Raw genomic sequence first — 16201 nt, 5'->3', positions numbered from 1 at the left:
ACCGACTCGCTGGGGATCAGTGGACTGATGTTCATGGTGATCGCAGTCACCGCACCGCTGACTGCCTTAGCGTCAAACCTCGCTCTCGGCGTCGCCTTCGACGGTGGAACTGGCACGGCGGCGTGATTGTGGTGGCGCCGATCGTTCTCTCCGTCTTCACGGTCGGCTATGTCGCGATCAGCCGCGAAGTTGTCAACGCGGCGGCCTACTACGGCTGAATCCGCCATGGTCTCGGCCGCCGGGCCGGCGCCTCCGCCGCCTCCGCGGCGATGATCGCGACCGTGCTTTACGCCGGCTGACCACAGCGATCTACGGCGATCTACGGCGCAATTCCCCGCGGAGACGTCTCGAGCGTGTCGACGGCTGAATTCGACGAGTCCGCATCGCCCGTGCCCACGAGCTGGAGCCGTCGATGTGGGCGAGTTCCCGGTGGCAGGCGCAAGACTGGAGGCTGACGTGGATAGGCAGGAAGAAGTGGCGAAGATGATGCTCGTCGAACGAGACATGCCGATCGAGATGGACGATGGCATCGTTCTGCGAGCTGACGTCTTCCGTCCGAATGACGGCCGGGCACATCCAACGCTCATGACCTACGGGCCCTACGGGAAAGGTCTGGCGTTCGCCGACGGATATCCGACGGCATGGAACAAGATGGCTGAGGAACATCCGGACACGGTGAGTGGGTCGACCAACGTCCACCAGTGCTGGGAGGTAGTGGACCCGGAGAAGTGGGTTCCCCATGGCTACGTCATCGTTCGCGTGGATTCTCGTGGTGCCGGCCGGTCGCCCGGTTTTCTGGATCCGTTTTCCGCGCGAGAGACCGAGGACTTTCGCGAATGCATCGAATGGGCGGGCCGACAGGCGTGGAGCAACGGCAAGGTCGGCCTGAACGGGATCTCATATTACGGGATGAACCAGTGGCGGGTGGCCGCGCTGAAGCCAGGGCCTCTCGCGGCGATCTGCGTATGGGAGGGCGCCTCCGACTTCTACAGAGAGGCTGCACGCCATGGCGGCGTTCTGAGCATGATGCTGCTGAACTGGTACGAGATGCAGGTGCTGTCGGTCCAGCACGGACGAGGGGAGGCGGGACCGCGGAGCGCTGCGACCGGTGAACTGGTCTGCGGCGATCAAACACTAAGTGAATCCGAACTCGCTGCGAACCGGGCTGACCTGCCAAAGTTTCACCGCGACAACGAGTTCATCGACGCCTACCGTGAACGCCAGGCTGATTTGTCCCACGTTGATGTACCGCTGTTGTCTGCCGGCAACTGGGGCGGGCAGGGACTGCACCTTCGCGGCAACATCGAAGGGTTTTGCAGGGCGTCTTCGACGCAGAAATGGCTTGAGATCCATGACGGTGAACATTGGGTGGAGTTCTACACCGACTATGGAGTAGACCTCCAGCGCCGGTTCTTCGATCACTTCCTCAAGGGCGAAGACAACGGCTGGGATGAACAGCCCCGCGTCCAAATGAAGGTTCGGCACGTCGATGGAACGACGGAAGTGCGACACGAAGACGCATGGCCACTTCCCGGGACGACCTGGACCGATCTGCAACTGGACATCGATCGAATGCACCCTGGTGCCGCCACTGAATCGGTCGTTTCCTTCGACGTAAACGGCGAGGGCATCTCCTGGACCACCGAACCGATGGAGGAGACCACCGAGATCACGGGACCGATTGCCTGTCGGCTCTTCGTATCCACTACCTCTACGGACGCAGACATCTTCGCGGTGCTGCGCGCCTTTGACCAAGCTGGGAATGAGCATGTGTTTCAAGGTGCTATTGATCCCTTCAGCGCAGTGACGAAGGGGTGGTTGCGAATGTCGCACCGGGAGCTCGATGAGCGTCTTAGTACGCCGTACCGGCCGTTCCATCCGCATCGGCGGGAATCCGAGGTCATTCCGTACGAGATCTACCAACTCGATGTCGAACTGTGGCCCACAAGCGTGGTCCTTCCACCGGGCTGGCGCCTCAGCTTGACCCTGCGGGGCTCCGACTGGGTTTACGACTCGGCGCCGGAGACTCGACTCTCGAACTTCAAGAATGCAATGCAGGGGTCGGGGCCATTCCTGCACAACGATCCGTCGGATCGTCCATCGTCTGTCTTCAGCGGACGCACTTCGATTCATCTGGGGGGCAAGCACAAATCCTTTCTACGCCTCCCGATAGTCCCGGCTACAAGGACTTGGACCGTATCGTCAGCCAGTTCGCCCTCTGAAGGTCCACCAGAAAAGGAGTGATGAAAATCAGAGCCGCAGGTTACGCAGACACAGGAGGTCATGATGTGCTCCGCATTGTGGACCTCCCCATACGCGATCCGGGCGCAGGTGAGGTCCGGGTGAGGATCCACTACTCAGGCGTCAACCCGACCGACTGGAAGACCCGCATCGGCGGCATCCACATGCCGATCCCCGACGGGCAGGTGCAGGTTCCGCACCTCGACGGCTCCGGGATCGTGGACGCCGTCGGCCCGGGGGTCGAGGGCCTCGCGCCGGGGGACAGGGTGTGGTTGTGGCTCGTCGCCTTCAAGCGCTTGGAGGGGACCGCGCAGGAGTACGCCACGGTTCCGGCCCGACTGGTCCGCCCGCTGCCCGACACGGCCTCCCTGGAGTTGGGCGCCAGCCTCGGGGTCCCCTTCATCACCGCTCATCACGCGCTGACACTCCGTGCCGGAGGACCCACCCAGCTCGGACCGGGGGTGCTCGCAGGGGTCACCGTGCTGGTCGCGGGGGGAGCCGGTGCCGTCGGCAATGCCGCGATCCAGCTGGCGACGTGGGCAGGTGCGACCGTGATCACGACCGTCAGCAGCGAAGCCAAGGCCCGCCTTGCGAAGGCCGCCGGCGCCCCGATGGCGGTGAACTACCGCACGCAGGACGCCGCCGCCGAGATACGGCGACTCGTGCCGGACGGGGTGGACGTCGTCGTTGAGGTCTCTCCGTCCGCCAACGTCGGCCTGGACCTCGCGGTCCTCGCGCCGCACGGGCTGATCGTCGTCTACGCCAACAACGGCGGCGACGACGTCACCATGCCGGTCCGAGCCCAGATGAATCAGAGCGTCACCTGGCACTTCGTGCTGCTGTACAAGATGACTGAGGCCGTTCTCGACAACGCCGTCGCATCCATCGACAGGGCCCTGGCAGCCGGGGTGATCGGCGTGGGCGAGGACAGAGGGTTGCCCTTCCACCACTATCCGCTGGAACGAATCGCGGATGCCCACAGGGCAGTGGAGTCCGGAATCATCGGAAAAGTTCTCCTCGACCTGTCCGCATGACGTCCCTACCCGAACCGGCTGGGACTGCCCGCTCAGCACATCGGCGCTCGCACGAGCGGCCGTCAATCGCAAGACCGGAGGTATGAGGAAATGAGTCTGAAGAACCAGGATGTCGCTGCGGCCACGTCGGTCAAGGAAGACATCGAGTTCCGCGCCGACAGCGGGGTCATACTGCGTGGCTGGGTGATGACTCCGGATTCCGAAGGTCCGCATCCCACCATCGTGATGACCCCTGGATTCTCTTCGTCGATCACCCGCCTCGAAACTGTCGCTGACGCCTTCGTCGCTCGGGGGTTCGGAGTCCTGCTGTACGACCAGCAGACGTGCGGCAGCAGCGACGGGGAGCCGCGCCAGGACGTCGATCCTGTCGCACAGGAGCGGGACATGCAGATGGCCCTGTCCTTCGTGGAGCAACATCCAGCGCTCGACAGCGACCGCATCGGCCTGTGGGGCTCGAGCTACAGCGGGGCAATGGTGCTCGTCGTGGCCTCCATGGACCGCCGGGTGAAAGCTGTCGTCAGCCAGGTGCCTTTCATCTCTGGTCACGAACAGTTCGTACTGGGAAACGGCGAAGGCGCGCTCACAGCGATCAACGACAACATGAACGAGGACAGGCAAAGGAGGCTCAAGGGTGAGGAGCCTGGCCGCATCCAGCTGGTGCGGATGCCGACCGATCCGGCTGACCAAGCCGTCCTCTTCGAGGACGCGGCGGACTACGAGTACCTCGTGGGTGGTCCCCAAGGCCCCGCCGAGGGATGGATCAACAGCGTGACCATCCGATCGACTGGACGGGCGCTGGCATACGACGTGCGTCCGTTCATGCGCCGGATCAGCCCGACGCCTCTGCTGATGGTCGTCGCCGGCGACGACCAGACCACTCCGCCTTCACTCGCTCTGGAAGCCTATGACGCGGCGCTTGAGCCCAAGGAGCTCGTGATGATCTCCGGGGGACACTACGGGGTGTACTGGCCTCACCTTTCCCGGGATCTTGTCACCGACGCCGCAGCCCGTTGGTTCGAGACCCATCTGGGCAAGGGCACGCATTGAGAGATGCTGGGGCGTAGACCGGCCGGCGAAGTCGCCCGGAGGTTCGGGGTCGGCCTGGCCGGCGACATCGGGGTCGGAAGGCGACGCCAGAGTTCGGCGCGTGACGCGGCAGCTCACGAGCTCGTCGCCGAGCGCACCGGCACCGACGCCGCACGCGACACGGCTCCGCGTCTGATGGCCGACGTGGTATCCGCCCGCGCTGCGGGCGTCCGTCGAGATGGGGGCAGCGGGTCATCCCCGACGTCTCGCTGCCCGATCTGGTCCGCGAAAGTCTCGAGCAGCTGCGCGCCGGCCTTCGCACCGGCTCCGTGGCACCGGCTTCACAACCGTCTCCACTCTCGACGCCGGCCACCCGCCGGGTGGCCAGACGATTCCGTAACCCCTCGATGAGGGGAAGGAACGAGGACCCGATGAGTGTCTTCCACCCCGATCTCAAACGAGGTCGCTTCATCCCCAATGTGTCCTACGGACGTCTGTCGTCGCGCCTCGTGCGCAGCGTGAAGTGGCGCTCGGCCGATCCAGGGCCGGACGTCACGGTTCAGGAGATCCTCGTGCCCGGGCCCAAGGGCGCACCGCCCGTCTCGCTTCGCGTCTTCCAGCCGACCGGCCTGAAGGCGGCGGCTCAGGCGCTGCTCTGGGTACACGGAGGCGGGCTGATCTTCGGCGCACCCGAGCAGGACGACCGTACGAACATCGCCTTCGCCCGCGAGCTCGGCATCACCGTCGCCGCGGTCCGATACCGACTGGGGCCGGACCATCCCGCGCCCGCCGCGGTCGAGGACGCCTACGCCGCGCTGCGTGGCCTTGTCGAGCGCGCGGGCGACCTGCACATCGACATCGACCGCATCGCGATCGGCGGTGCCAGCGCGGGCGGCGGAATCGCCGCGGCACTCGCGCTGCTCGCCCATGACCGGGCCGAGATCCGGCCGGTGTTCCAGCTGCTCCTCTATCCCATGCTGGACGACCGCACGACGACGAGAAGCGACCTGGACACCCTCAAGGTGCGCGTCTGGACGCCCAAGAGCAACCGGTACGGCTGGTCGTCCTACCTCGGCGACGCCGTCGCGGGCCCGGGCGTCTCCCCGTACGCGGCCGCGGCCCGCCGCGAGGATCTCACCGGTCTTCCTCCGGCCTGGATCGGCGTCGGCACCCTCGATCTCTTCCACGACGAAGACGTCGAGTACGCGCGCCGGCTCAGTGACAGCGGCGTCCCCTGCCACCTCGACATCATCCCCGGCGCTTTCCACGGCTTCGACCTGGTGTTTCCCAAGGCCGAAATCTCGCGGGAGTTCTGGCGCCGACAGGCACGGGCGCTTAAAGGCGCACTGTGAGACCGACCGAAAGTGAAGGCAGACCGACACGCAAGTGGTGGCCACCTTCAACCACCGGGACCGTGCCCGCAAACAGGGCTCGGCTGTCCCGTACCGCACCCCGCGTTTCCCAGATCTTTCCCGGATGACCGGGCGTGAGCCCTTGCCATCGGCCGCCGACCACCCTATGGTCGTACGAACGTAAGGCGTACGAGCGTAATGCAAAGGCAAGGGAGTCCGTGATGGCGACAACTCGACCGGTGGCGCTCGTGACAGGGGCCACATCGGGGATCGGCAAGGAAACGGCCCGCGCCCTCGCCGCGGCGGGTTTCGAGGTGATCGGAACCGGCCGCAAGACCTCCGGACTCACTCCACCCGCCGGTGTGACCTACCTCGATCTCGACGTGGCCAGTGACGACTCGGCCACCGCCGCGGTCGCAGAGGCGATCGACCGGTTCGGACGCATCGACGTCCTGGTCAACAACGCCGGCATCGGCTCGGCGGGCGCCGTCGAGGAGAACTCCGTCGCCCAGGCCCAGAGCGTCTTCAACATCAACGTCCTGGGTGTCATCCGTATGACGAAGGCCGTCCTGCCGCACATGCGCGCCCAGGGCGGCGGTCGCGTCATCAACATCTCCTCCGTCCTCGGCCTCGCCCCCCAGCCCTTCATGGCCCTCTACGTCGCCTCGAAGCACGCCATCGAGGGCTACTCCGAGTCGCTGGACCACGAGGTCCGCGAGCACGGCGTCAGGGTCCTCCTCGTCCAGCCCGCCTACACCAAGACCAGCTTCGACACCAACGCCGCGCAGCCCGACACCCCGCTGCCCCTGTACGCGGAGCGACGCCGCGGCTTCGACGCGATGATCGAGCAAGCGATGAAGGACGGCGACGACCCCGCCGTCGTCGCCAAAGCGATCGTCACCGCGGCCACCGACAAGAAGCCGAAGCTGCGCTACACCGCAGGCCCGCTGGCCTCACGCGTCGCCACGGCCCGCCGCCTCGTCCCCGCCGGAACGTTCGACAAGCAGATCCGCAAGAACAACCGCCTGCCCACCTGACACCCCGGCGGGCCGCAAGGGCGCCGATTCCGCCCGAGTGCCTCTGATGTACCCGACATCACTGGGATGTACCGGACATCACTGGCATCCCCGATGTTTCCGAAAGCCCACTGATCAGTCACGCGTTTGATCAGTCACTCGTTGATTTGCCAAGGAGAGTCATGCAGCAGCAACGCCAGCACACGGCCCGGCGCGGTGCATCGAGCGCAAGGCGTTTTCTGAAGAGGAACGTCGGTATCGCGCTGGCGGTCACCGCGACGGCGGGCGTCCTGGTCTCGGCGCCGTCCGCGTCCGCGGGGACGGGACCCTCGTACAGCGGATCCGTTGTCACCGACGTACGGACCGCGGCGAAGTTCGACTACGCCACCGGTGAGATTCCCGAGAACATCACCGCCAACCCCGACGGCTCAGTGACCCTGTCCCTGCTCGGCAGTTGCGCGGTGTGCGAGCGCACCCATGGGCCGCAGCTGATGCGTCTCTCCCCCTCCGGAGAGCGCACGGTCCTCGTCACCGGGCAGGTCGGCGAGGCGATCAGCGGCAACACCCGCGGCAGTGACGGCACCGTCTATTACGCGCTGTGGGCCCCGGGCAACGCCGCCAGGAACGGCGTGTACAAGCTGCTTGCGGACGGTAGCCCCGAGCGCGTCGCCGCCCTGCCCGCCGACTCGGGCCCCAACGGGCTGGCCATCGACGCGGCCGGACGCACCCTCTACATCGCCGACAGCCTCAAGGGCACCATCTGGTCCGTCCCGGTCGCGGGCGGAGCGGCCACCCCGTGGCTGACCGACGCCGCTCTCGCACCGGTGCCCACCGAGGCCCTGCCGATCGGCGCCAACGGGCTCAGGTTCCACAACGGCGCCCTGTGGGTCAGCAACTTCAACAAGGGCACCCTGCTGCGCGTACCGGTCACCCCCGCCGGCGCGCCCGGCCCCATCCGCCAGGTCGCGGCCGGCCTGCCCAACATCGACGATTTCAGCTTCCTGACCCCCCGCTCCGATGTGGTGTTCGCGGCGCAGAACGGCTCCTCCTCGCAGAACGGTCCGGACAGGGTCGTGGTGGTCTACCCGAACGGCACCTACAAGCCCGTCCTGACCAGCACGGACGGTCTCGCCTCGCCCTCCGCGACCGCCGTTCGCGGCGACCGGTTGTACATCACCGACGGCGGGGTCCCCGAGCCCCACGACGCGAAACTGCAGACCGCCAGGATCAACTTCCCCGCTCTCCTCGCAGGCGCGGCACACTGACCCGACCAGCGGCAGCCGGGGCGCAAGCCCCGGCTGCCTTGGAGGAACACATCGTGCGGTACACGAAAGAACACAAGCAGGAGACCCGGCAGCGGATCATCGCCACGGCCGGCCGCCGGCTCAAGCGCAACGGCATCGACGGCTCCGGAGTCGCCACGCTCATGAAGGACGCGGGCCTGACCAACGGCACCTTCTACGCCTACTTCGCCTCCAAGGACGAACTCATCGCCACCGCGGTCGCCGACCAGATGCGCGCCCAGCACGAAAACATCGTCACGCACGCGGCGCCCGGCCGCGCCGGACTCGAACAGATCGTGCGCTGGTACTTCTCCCCCGAGCAGCGCGACAGCATCGAGGACGGCTGCCCCAACGCCGCCCTGCTCGACGAGATCGGACGCTCCACGGATCCCACCAGGCAGGCCTACACCAACGGTGCGCTGGCGCTCATCGACGGCTTCGCCGCCCGCCTGGCGCCCCACGATCCGCCGTCGGCGCGTCTGAAGGCACTCAGCCTCCTCGGCATGATGGCCGGGACACTGCAACTCTCCCGTGCCCTGACCGACCGGCACCTCGCCGACCAACTCCTCGAACAGGGCATCCGCAACGCCCTCGCACTGCTGGATGCCGAGCAGCACAACTGATCGCTTCAGCCGGTGACCTGTGCTCCATGACCGGGATTTCGAAGCTCCATGTGGCACGGCCGACGCTCCGCCAAGGTCCCGGCGCGGGTCCTTTCGCCTCGCCGGTGATACCGCCACCGCCCCAACGCCCGAATCTGAGCCGGTGGGAACGGCCGCGGCCGCTCCCACTCGGCATCACCAGGATCACCTCGCCCAAGCCCACAACATGCCCCGGACACGAGGCAGTCGCATGACCGCGGCTCATCGCTCGCCGCCCTTTGCTCCTGGACCGATCGACGGTCCCCTTATCCCTCCGGAGTTCTCCGTGTTCATCGCCTATGCCGTCCTCGCTGTCGTGCTGTCCCTGCTGCTGGTCTTCTCTGCCGTTCCCGACTTCACCGGCGACCCGAAGATCACAGAGCCGCTCAAGGCGCTCGGCGTGCCCGACAACTGGTTCCTGCCGCTCGGCCTGGTCAAGATCGCGGGCGCTCTGGGGCTGCTCGCCGGCATCGTCTACCGGCCGTTGGGCATCGCGGCGGCGATCGGTGTCGTCCTGTACTTCCTGGGCGCCGTGATCACGCACCTGCGTGGAGGCGACACGAAGGGAATCGGCCTCCCGGCCGCCATCATGCTCGTTGCCGTGGCGCCACTGGTGCTGGGGTTCGCGACGGTCTGATCGTGCTCCACGATCGACATCAGACCAGGTCACGATCAAACGGCTCAGCCACTGCCAGACACTTGCCTCCAGCTCCCGGGCTGGAGGCAAGTCGTTCTGGGAGGGCCGGCGCCGGCAATGTCCACGCCGGCCGCCCCGGACAGCCTCGGACTTGCGGACGGCTACGGCGCGCAGTCCGGGTCGTGGCGCCGGCAGTGCCGATCAGGTGGCCGACCATCAGCTTCGGGGAACTGACCGGTACAAGCGTTCGGCGGCCCGGCCGAACACATGGCGCGCTCTGACGCTTTCCGGCCGCTCTCCGGCCGTTCTCCGGCGGATCTACAGCCGATCTCCTCCGGTTGTGCTCCCGGTCGCTTCAAGACCGCTGGAGTAGATCATGAGGTGTCCCTTGCCCGTCCTGCATATCGTCATGCAGAGTTCTTGATGTCTGAATAGGTTGTCAATGCTCCGGGGTGAACGACCGGTTACGGATGACCGATGGACGAGACAGGATGTCTGGGTTGAAAGGGGTTCGTGCGCTATGTCGTCTCGGATCGTGGGCGTACCGGCTGCCGCCACGCCGGGTCTCGTGGTCCTCGACGGGTGCAGCATCGGCGTCACCGACGTCGTGCGGCTCGCCAACGGAGCCGCGCGGCCGGTTCCCGGCACCGAGGCGATGAAACGCGTCGAGGAATCCTGGGACGCGGCCCGCCAGATGGCCGCGACGGGGCGGGTCTACGGCCGCTCGACGGGCGTCGGCGCCAACCGGAACGAGGACGTCCCGACAGAGGCGGCCGCCGACCACGGCCTGCGCCTGCTCCGCAGCCACGCGGGCGCGATCGGCGCTGAGCTGCCCGCCCGGGAGGTACGCGCGATGCTCGCCGTACGGGCCAACCAGCTCCTCGCCGGCGGCGCCGGCCTGCGCCCGAGTGTGGTCACGGCGCTGTGCCAGGCGCTGGAGACCGGGGCGTACCCCGTCGTCAACGAGTTCGGCTCGGTGGGGACGGGGGACATCGCGGCGCTGGCGCAGATGGGGCTGGCACTGGCGGGGGAGCATCCTTGGCGAGGGGCGGACGCGTCCGCGGGTACGAGTGCGGGTGCGTCAGTGGGTGAGGACGCGGCGGAGGGCGTGGGGGCGCCCGAGCCTCAGCCCCTCGACAACAACGACGCGCTCGCCCTCATCAGCAGCAATGCCCTCACCCTCGGGCAGGCCGCCCTCGCGCTGCACGAGTTGCGCGGGCTCATCGGGGCCACGCAGGTCGTCGCCGCCCTGTCGCTGGTCGCGGTGGACGGGTCGTACGAGGCGTACGCGGCGCCCGTGCACGCCGCGCGGCCGCACCGGGGGTCGACCGAAGTGGCCCGGCGGATGCGGGAGTTGATCGGGGCGGCCGACCGGCCGACGCCGCCGCTCGGGCGGATCCAGGATCCGTACGGCTTTCGGTGCCTGCCGCAGATCCACGGGCCCGCGCACGACGCGGCCGACGCCCTGGAGGAGGTCCTCGCCGTCGAGATCAACGCGGCCGCCGAGAACCCGCTGATCTGCACCGAGGACATGGCCGCCTACCACCACGGCGGCTTCTACCAGGCCCAACTCGCCCTCGCCCTCGACCACTTCAGGCTCGCCCTCACCCAGGTGGCCCGCCTGTCGACCTCCCGCCTCTCCACCCTGAACGAACCCGCCTACACCCGCCTGCGCCCCTTCCTCGCCGACCACGAGCCCGCCTCGTCCGGCGTGATGATCCTGGAGTACGCCGCCGGCGCCGCCCTCGGCGATCTGCGGGCCTTCTCCGCGCCCGCCTCACTCGGCCACGCTGTACTCTCCCGAGGCGTCGAGGAGCAGGCGAGCTTCGCCTCGCTCGCCGCACGTCAGACGCTGCGCGCGTGCGCCGCGTACCGTCTCGTCATCGGCTGCGAACTCGTCGCCGCCGTCCGGGCGTTGCGTCAGCGCGACCTGCGGCCGGACCCGGAGCTCCCGGTGGCCCGGGCGCTGGAGCTCGCCGAGTCGGTGCTCGACGCGGACCCGACCGACCGGCCGCTCACGGACGACGTGACGTCGGCGGCCACACTGCTCGACCGGTTCACGGACATCTGGAAGGGAAGCACGGCATGAGCGTGGACGGGACCGGGGGCATGGACGGAACCATGGGCGTGGGTACGGACGGGACCATGGGCGTGGGTATGGGCGGGACCATGGGCGTGGGTATGGACGGGACCATGGGCGTGGACGCGAAGGCGAGCGTGGACGGGAGTACGAGCGTGGGCGACAGTCCTGCCGCACGGCTGCAGGCGCTCTTCGAGGGCCACCGGCTGACTCCCACCCAGCGGCGCATCGCGCACAGCATGGTGCGGCGGGCCGCCGACGTGCCGTTCCTGTCGAGCGTGGAGCTCGCCGAGCTGGCCGGTGTCAGCCAGCCGTCCGTCACCCGCTTCGCCGTCGCGCTCGGCTTCGACGGCTACCCGGCGCTGCGCAAGCACCTGCGCGAGGTCACGCCCGCCGAGCCCACCGCGGACTCGGCCTCGTACAACGAGTACCAGCAGGCCGTCGAGGCCGAGATCGAGAATCTGCGCCATCTCGCCTCCGTCCTGGCCGACCCGCGGCCGGTGGAACGGGCCGGACGGCTGCTCGCCGCCTCGCGCCCGCTGCCGGTGCTCGGGCTGCGCGCGGCCGCCTCCCAGGCGTACGGCTTCGCGTACTTCGCCGCCAAGGTCCATCCGGACGTACGGCTGCTGCACGAGGGCGGCACGATGGTCCACGACCGGATCGACGCGGCGGTACGGGCCGGGGCCAGTACGTTGCTGTGCTTCGCCCTTCCCCGGCATCCGCGCGAGGTCGTGGATACGCTGGCGTACGCGAAGGCGGCCGGGCTGACCGTCGTCACCGTCGCGGACTCGGCGTTCGCCCCGGTCGCCAAGGTGTCCGACCTGCTGCTGCCGGCCGCCGTCGGTACCGGGCTCGCCTTCGACACGGCCTGTGCGCCGATGCTGCTCGGGCGGGTGCTGCTGGAGGCGATGTGCGACGGGCTGCCGGACGCGCAGGCGCGGTTGGAGGAGTTCGACGCGCGGGCGGCGGCGCGCGGGTTGTTCGTGGAGTGACGAGCGGTATGCGTGGTTGGGGCGCCGGGTGGGGGCGTTCTCAGACTTGTCTCACCTTCGCTCGCTAATCTCCTTGCCCAAAGATGCGTCAGATGCGTCGATGAGGAGGCGGAACGTGTCGCGCGGAGGTCAGGGACTGGCTCGGGTGGCCGTCGTCGTACGGGCGGGGGCGGCGCCGCTGTGGTGGCTCGGGGTGTTCGCGGCGGGGATCGGGGCGCTGATGCCGGGGATGACCGGACGGCGGATCGGGGTGCTCGCGGGTGCGGCGCTCTTCCTGGTCGCGGTGGCCGTGGTGGCTCTGCTGCGGCGTAAGCGGTACGCGGCGCTGGCTCGGGGCGCCGCGCGTGCCGCTAAGCACGACGTGCTTCAGGACCGGGCGGTGACCGTACGGAATTGGCGGCGAGGGCATCGGTGGTGGCTGCTCCTCGCGTTCGTGGGCGCGCTGGGAAGTGCCTTCGCCGTGCCGGTGGCTGGGGGGTTGCTGCTTGCCGGGGCCGGTGTGGGGCTTCGTCTCAAGGCGGCCTGGATCGGGAGGCTCGAGCGGGGCTCCGAGGAGCTGTTGTGGGTGCGGGTGGATTGGCTTGGGCGTGGCTCAGGGGTTCCGGCGGGTAAGCGGGTGAGGGCTTTTCGGGCTACTGGGATCGCGGCGGGCGACGCCGCGCCTGGTGGGGCGCGGCGTCGGGGTGGTGTGTTGGTGTAGTTGGGTGGGTGCGGGTGGTGGGTGGTGGTGGGTGGTTGTGGGTGGTTTGTCGTGTGCGGGCCGGTGGGGGCTGGTCGCGCAGTTCCCCGCGCCCCTTTCGGGCCGCGGCCCTTGCGAGGCGCGGCCCTTGCGAGGCTTGCGAGGCGCGGGGCTCTCTCAGGTTTCGCCCCTGGTCCGTAGCACCAGCTTGTTCACTGCCCACAAGGCCACGCCGATGGCCAGGAGTACGCCCGCGCGGATGTACACGTCCGACGGGCGGTCGGCGAGGGGGCTGGCGAGGATCAGGGCGGTGATGGCGCCGAGTACGGGGAGTGCGGTCGGGGTGCGGAAGTGGTCGTGGTCGACGCGCTCGCGGCGGAGGACGAGGACCGCGATGTTGACCACGGCGAAGACGCACAGGAGCAGGAAGGCCGTGGTGTCGCCCAGGCCCTCGATCTCGCCCGTCGAGACGAGGCCGATCGCGAGGAGGGTGACGAAGATGATGCCGACGACCGGAGTGCGGCGGCGGCGCAGGACGCGGCCCATTCCGCGGGGCAGGATGCGTTCGTTGGCCATGCCGTAGCAGAGGCGTGAGGCCATCATGATGTTGATCAGGGCGGAGTTGGTGACGGCGAACAGGGCGATGAGGGCGAAGAGTTTGTGCGGGAAGTCGACGCCGCCCGCCTTCACGACCTCCAGGAGCGGGCCGCTGGAGCCCTCCAGCACCTTGTAGTCCACCAGGAGGGACGAGACCAGCGCCACGAGGACGTAGATCGTGCCCGTGACCGCCACTCCGGTGAAGATCGCCCGCGGGAAGGTGCGGCCCGGATCCTTCGTCTCCTCCGCCATGTTCACCGAGTCCTCGAAGCCCACGAACGCGAAGAAGCCAAGGGCTGTGGCCCCCAACACCCCTGTGATCAGGGCGTATCCGGTGCCGCTCGCCTCGAACTCGCCCAGCCGGGACGGCTCCCCGTCACCCGTCAGCACGGCGTACGCACCGATCGTCAGGATGATCAGCAGGCCCGTGAGCTCGACCAGGGTCAGGATGACGTTCGTCTTCACCGACTCCGAAACGCCCCGCAGGTTCAGGGCCGCGAGAGCGACGATGAAGCAGATCGCGATGAGTGTGGGCGGCAGCGCGTCGCCCGTCAGTTCCGCCAGATAGTCGCCACTGAAGGCGCGGGCCGCCGCGCTCGCGGACGACAGACCCGAGCACATCACCATGAACGCGACGATGAAGGTGAGGAAGGGGACCTTGAAGGCTTTCTGCGTGTAGAGGGCGGCTCCGGCCGCCTTCGGGTACTTGCCGACGAGTTCGACGTACGACGCCGCCGTCAGGATCGCCACGACGAAGCCGATGACGAACGGCAGCCACAACGCCCCGCCGACCTTCCCGGCGACGCTGCCGGTGGTGGCGTAGATGCCGGTCCCGAGGATGTCGCCGATCACGAAGAGGATCAGCAGCTTGGGGCCGAGGACGCGCTTCAGGCCTGGTTCCTCGGCGGGTGCCGGCGTACCCGCGGTGGTTTCGGTGGTGGACAAGAGAACCTCCCCCGGTCGGTGATCCGTCCGGGGGAGTTCTGCCCGATGATGTGTCCGCGATGCGCGAGAGGTTGAATCTCAGAGCTTCATCAGAGGTTCACGCCGGTTCACCCCGGCGCAGGCGCTTCAGGGCGTGCCCGTCGCTTCAGAGCGTGCGTGTCAACGACTCCGCGTGCGCTCCGCCCGACTCCGCCACGATCTCGTCCAGCGTCTGCGCCGCCCGCACGGTGGCGAACCGCACCCCGCCCTCCCCGTCGGGCCCGAACCCGTAAATCCCGGGCCGCGCAAGGGAGTTGTACGAGTAGTGGTGCGCGAAGTAGTACGCCCCGGTGTCCAGCGCGGCCGCGTAGTCCCCCTGTTCGAGCAGCGGCATGGAGCGCCCCTCCGCTAGCAGGTCACCCGCGAAGCACGCGGGCCCCGCCACGTCCTGCACGACGTTGGGCCCGGCCTTCGGCCGCCCCTTCGTGTCGTACGCGGCCACTCGCAGCGGCCAGGACCCGGGCGCGTACACCGTACGAGCCGCCACCTGCACCCCCGCGTGCGTCACCGCGATCGCCCGCCCGCCGGCCGACTTCGCGTACTCGACCCGCGCCAGCACCACCCCGTGCTTGGCCAGCAGCGACCGCCCGAACTCCGTGACCAGCCCGTACCGCCCGTCGAACAGCCCCGGCACGGTTGCCGCCAGCAGCCGCGCGTACTCCGCGTAGGTGGGAGCGTGGGCGTCCGACCCGAAGTTCACCGGCAGCCCGCCACCCATGTCGATCGTGTCGATCTGCCGCCGCCCGGCGCGGGCGTTGATCTCCTCGGCGAGCCCGTACGTCTCCGCCACCCCGCGCGCCATCAGCTCCAGCGGCATCCCCTGCGAACCGGAGTGCGCGTGCAGCCGGGTCAGCCACGGCCGGTCCAGATACGCCCGTACGACCCACTCGCGCGCCCCTTCGTCCCGCAGCGCGACCCCGAACTTCGAGGTCGCCGTCGCCGTGGACAGCGCCTCGATCGAACCCCCGCCGACCTGCGGGTTCACCCGCAGCCCCAGGGGAGAGCGGGTTGCCGCCGAGTTGACCAGCGCGTCGATGCGGTACAGCTCCTGCGGGTTGTCGGCGTTGACCGCGATGCCCAGCGCGAGCGCCTCCCGCAGCTCCGCCGGGGTCTTGGCGGGCGAGTCGAGGACGGTGCGGGCCGGCGGCACCCCGGCCGCGCGGGCGAGGGCCAGCTCGCCGGGGCTCGCGACCTCCGCGCCGATGCCCTCCCGGTGCAGCAGCCGCAGCACCGGCACCAGTGGAGTCGCCTTCACCGCGAACGCGTGCAGCACGTGCGTACCCGGTGCCGCCACCGCGTCGAAGGCCGCCCTCAGGGCCGCCGCGGAGTCCCGGATGCCGGTGATGTCGAGGAGTCCGACGATGGGGGTGGTGGAGCCGACGAGCCCTTGTTCCACAGCGGCGCGGACGGCCTCGTCCCGCCGCGCGCCCCCGTCCGTCGCCGCATGCGGAGGGCCGAATCCCGGACATCGGTCCGGTGTTCCGTCCGGCGTTTCGCCCGCCGTGTCCGCGTCCCCTGCGCCCGTGTCTCCGGTGCCTGTGTATGCCGCCATACATCCAGCCAAACACCCGCGCCGCGCTCGCGCTGACGCACGAATGTATTGACTAGTTCTATTCAGGAAGTCAGGATGTGAATATCG

Annotated in this window: 13 protein-coding genes; 11 read left to right on the top strand and 2 right to left on the bottom strand. The window is 68.6% G+C overall.

The genetic code is table 11. The annotated features are described in order from the left end of the window. The first annotated feature begins 414 nt into the window (after positions 1–414). The 11 genes from ACTWQR_RS40565 (at position 415) to ACTWQR_RS40515 (ending at position 13002) form a co-directional block, all read left to right on the top strand. Entirely contained in the window at positions 415–2244 is a 1830-nt protein-coding gene (locus ACTWQR_RS40565; RefSeq protein WP_443232267.1) for a CocE/NonD family hydrolase, read from the top strand. Positions 2245–2288: 44 nt separating this feature from the next. Then, the gene (locus tag ACTWQR_RS40560) at positions 2289–3275 is read left to right on the top strand and encodes an NADPH:quinone reductase (protein ID WP_443232266.1); all 987 of its coding nucleotides are present in this window, start codon (positions 2289–2291) and stop codon (positions 3273–3275) included. Between the two features lie 90 nt (positions 3276–3365). Beyond that, the gene (locus tag ACTWQR_RS40555; protein WP_443232265.1) at positions 3366–4322 is read left to right on the top strand and encodes an alpha/beta hydrolase; all 957 of its coding nucleotides are present in this window, start codon (positions 3366–3368) and stop codon (positions 4320–4322) included. Between the two features lie 410 nt (positions 4323–4732). Beyond that, positions 4733–5653 carry an alpha/beta hydrolase gene (locus ACTWQR_RS40550; protein WP_443232264.1) on the top strand — a complete coding sequence of 307 codons (921 nt, stop codon included), beginning with the start codon at positions 4733–4735 and terminating at the stop codon, positions 5651–5653. A gap of 221 nt (positions 5654–5874) precedes the next feature. Beyond that, on the top strand, positions 5875–6690 hold the full coding sequence (locus ACTWQR_RS40545) for an oxidoreductase (RefSeq protein ID WP_443232263.1): 816 nt from the start codon (positions 5875–5877) through the stop codon (positions 6688–6690). Between the two features lie 161 nt (positions 6691–6851). Next, positions 6852–7934, top strand: coding sequence for an SMP-30/gluconolactonase/LRE family protein (locus ACTWQR_RS40540; protein WP_443232262.1), 1083 nt, complete (start codon positions 6852–6854; stop codon positions 7932–7934). A gap of 50 nt (positions 7935–7984) precedes the next feature. Next, the gene (locus tag ACTWQR_RS40535; RefSeq protein ID WP_443232290.1) at positions 7985–8575 is read left to right on the top strand and encodes a TetR/AcrR family transcriptional regulator; all 591 of its coding nucleotides are present in this window, start codon (positions 7985–7987) and stop codon (positions 8573–8575) included. Positions 8576–8879: 304 nt separating this feature from the next. Further along, positions 8880–9230 (top strand): DoxX family protein, encoded by a 351-nt coding sequence (locus tag ACTWQR_RS40530; protein ID WP_443232261.1) that lies wholly within the window; start codon positions 8880–8882, stop codon positions 9228–9230. A gap of 520 nt (positions 9231–9750) precedes the next feature. After that, entirely contained in the window at positions 9751–11319 is a 1569-nt protein-coding gene (locus ACTWQR_RS40525; RefSeq protein ID WP_443232260.1) for an aromatic amino acid ammonia-lyase, read from the top strand. Between the two features lie 104 nt (positions 11320–11423). Further along, entirely contained in the window at positions 11424–12302 is an 879-nt protein-coding gene (locus ACTWQR_RS40520) for a MurR/RpiR family transcriptional regulator (RefSeq protein ID WP_443232289.1), read from the top strand. 115 nt (positions 12303–12417) lie between these two features. Continuing rightward, positions 12418–13002: a hypothetical protein gene (locus ACTWQR_RS40515; RefSeq protein WP_443232259.1), complete on the top strand. Its 585-nt coding sequence runs from the start codon at positions 12418–12420 to the stop codon at positions 13000–13002. A gap of 156 nt (positions 13003–13158) precedes the next feature. Here ACTWQR_RS40515 and ACTWQR_RS40510 read toward each other — a convergent pair whose 3' ends face one another. Together ACTWQR_RS40510 and ACTWQR_RS40505 are read right to left on the bottom strand one after the other, a co-directional pair. Continuing rightward, positions 13159–14523, bottom strand: a complete 1365-nt coding sequence (locus ACTWQR_RS40510; protein ID WP_443232258.1) for an APC family permease — start codon at positions 14521–14523, stop codon at positions 13159–13161. Positions 14524–14668: 145 nt separating this feature from the next. After that, the gene (locus tag ACTWQR_RS40505) at positions 14669–16114 is read right to left on the bottom strand and encodes a diaminopimelate decarboxylase (protein ID WP_443232257.1); all 1446 of its coding nucleotides are present in this window, start codon (positions 16112–16114) and stop codon (positions 14669–14671) included. Positions 16115–16201: the final 87 nt, after the last annotated feature.

The sequence above is a fragment of the Streptomyces sp. 2A115 genome (assembly GCF_052245575.1).
Classification (GTDB): domain Bacteria; phylum Actinomycetota; class Actinomycetes; order Streptomycetales; family Streptomycetaceae; genus Streptomyces.
The sequence above is the reverse complement of the archived record's forward strand: the minus strand, read 5'-3'. Positions and strand labels throughout refer to the sequence as shown.

Coding starts and splice junctions, on each gene's coding strand:
- ACTWQR_RS40555 (WP_443232265.1), top strand. CDS start 3,366: ATGAGTCTGAAGAACCAGGATGTCGCTGCGGCCACGTCGGTCAAGGAA.
- ACTWQR_RS40550 (WP_443232264.1), top strand. CDS start 4,733: ATGAGTGTCTTCCACCCCGATCTCAAACGAGGTCGCTTCATCCCCAAT.
- ACTWQR_RS40545 (WP_443232263.1), top strand. CDS start 5,875: ATGGCGACAACTCGACCGGTGGCGCTCGTGACAGGGGCCACATCGGGG.
- ACTWQR_RS40540 (WP_443232262.1), top strand. CDS start 6,852: ATGCAGCAGCAACGCCAGCACACGGCCCGGCGCGGTGCATCGAGCGCA.
- ACTWQR_RS40525 (WP_443232260.1), top strand. CDS start 9,751: ATGTCGTCTCGGATCGTGGGCGTACCGGCTGCCGCCACGCCGGGTCTC.
- ACTWQR_RS40520 (WP_443232289.1), top strand. CDS start 11,424: ATGGGCGTGGACGCGAAGGCGAGCGTGGACGGGAGTACGAGCGTGGGC.
- ACTWQR_RS40505 (WP_443232257.1), bottom strand. CDS start 16,114: ATGGCGGCATACACAGGCACCGGAGACACGGGCGCAGGGGACGCGGAC.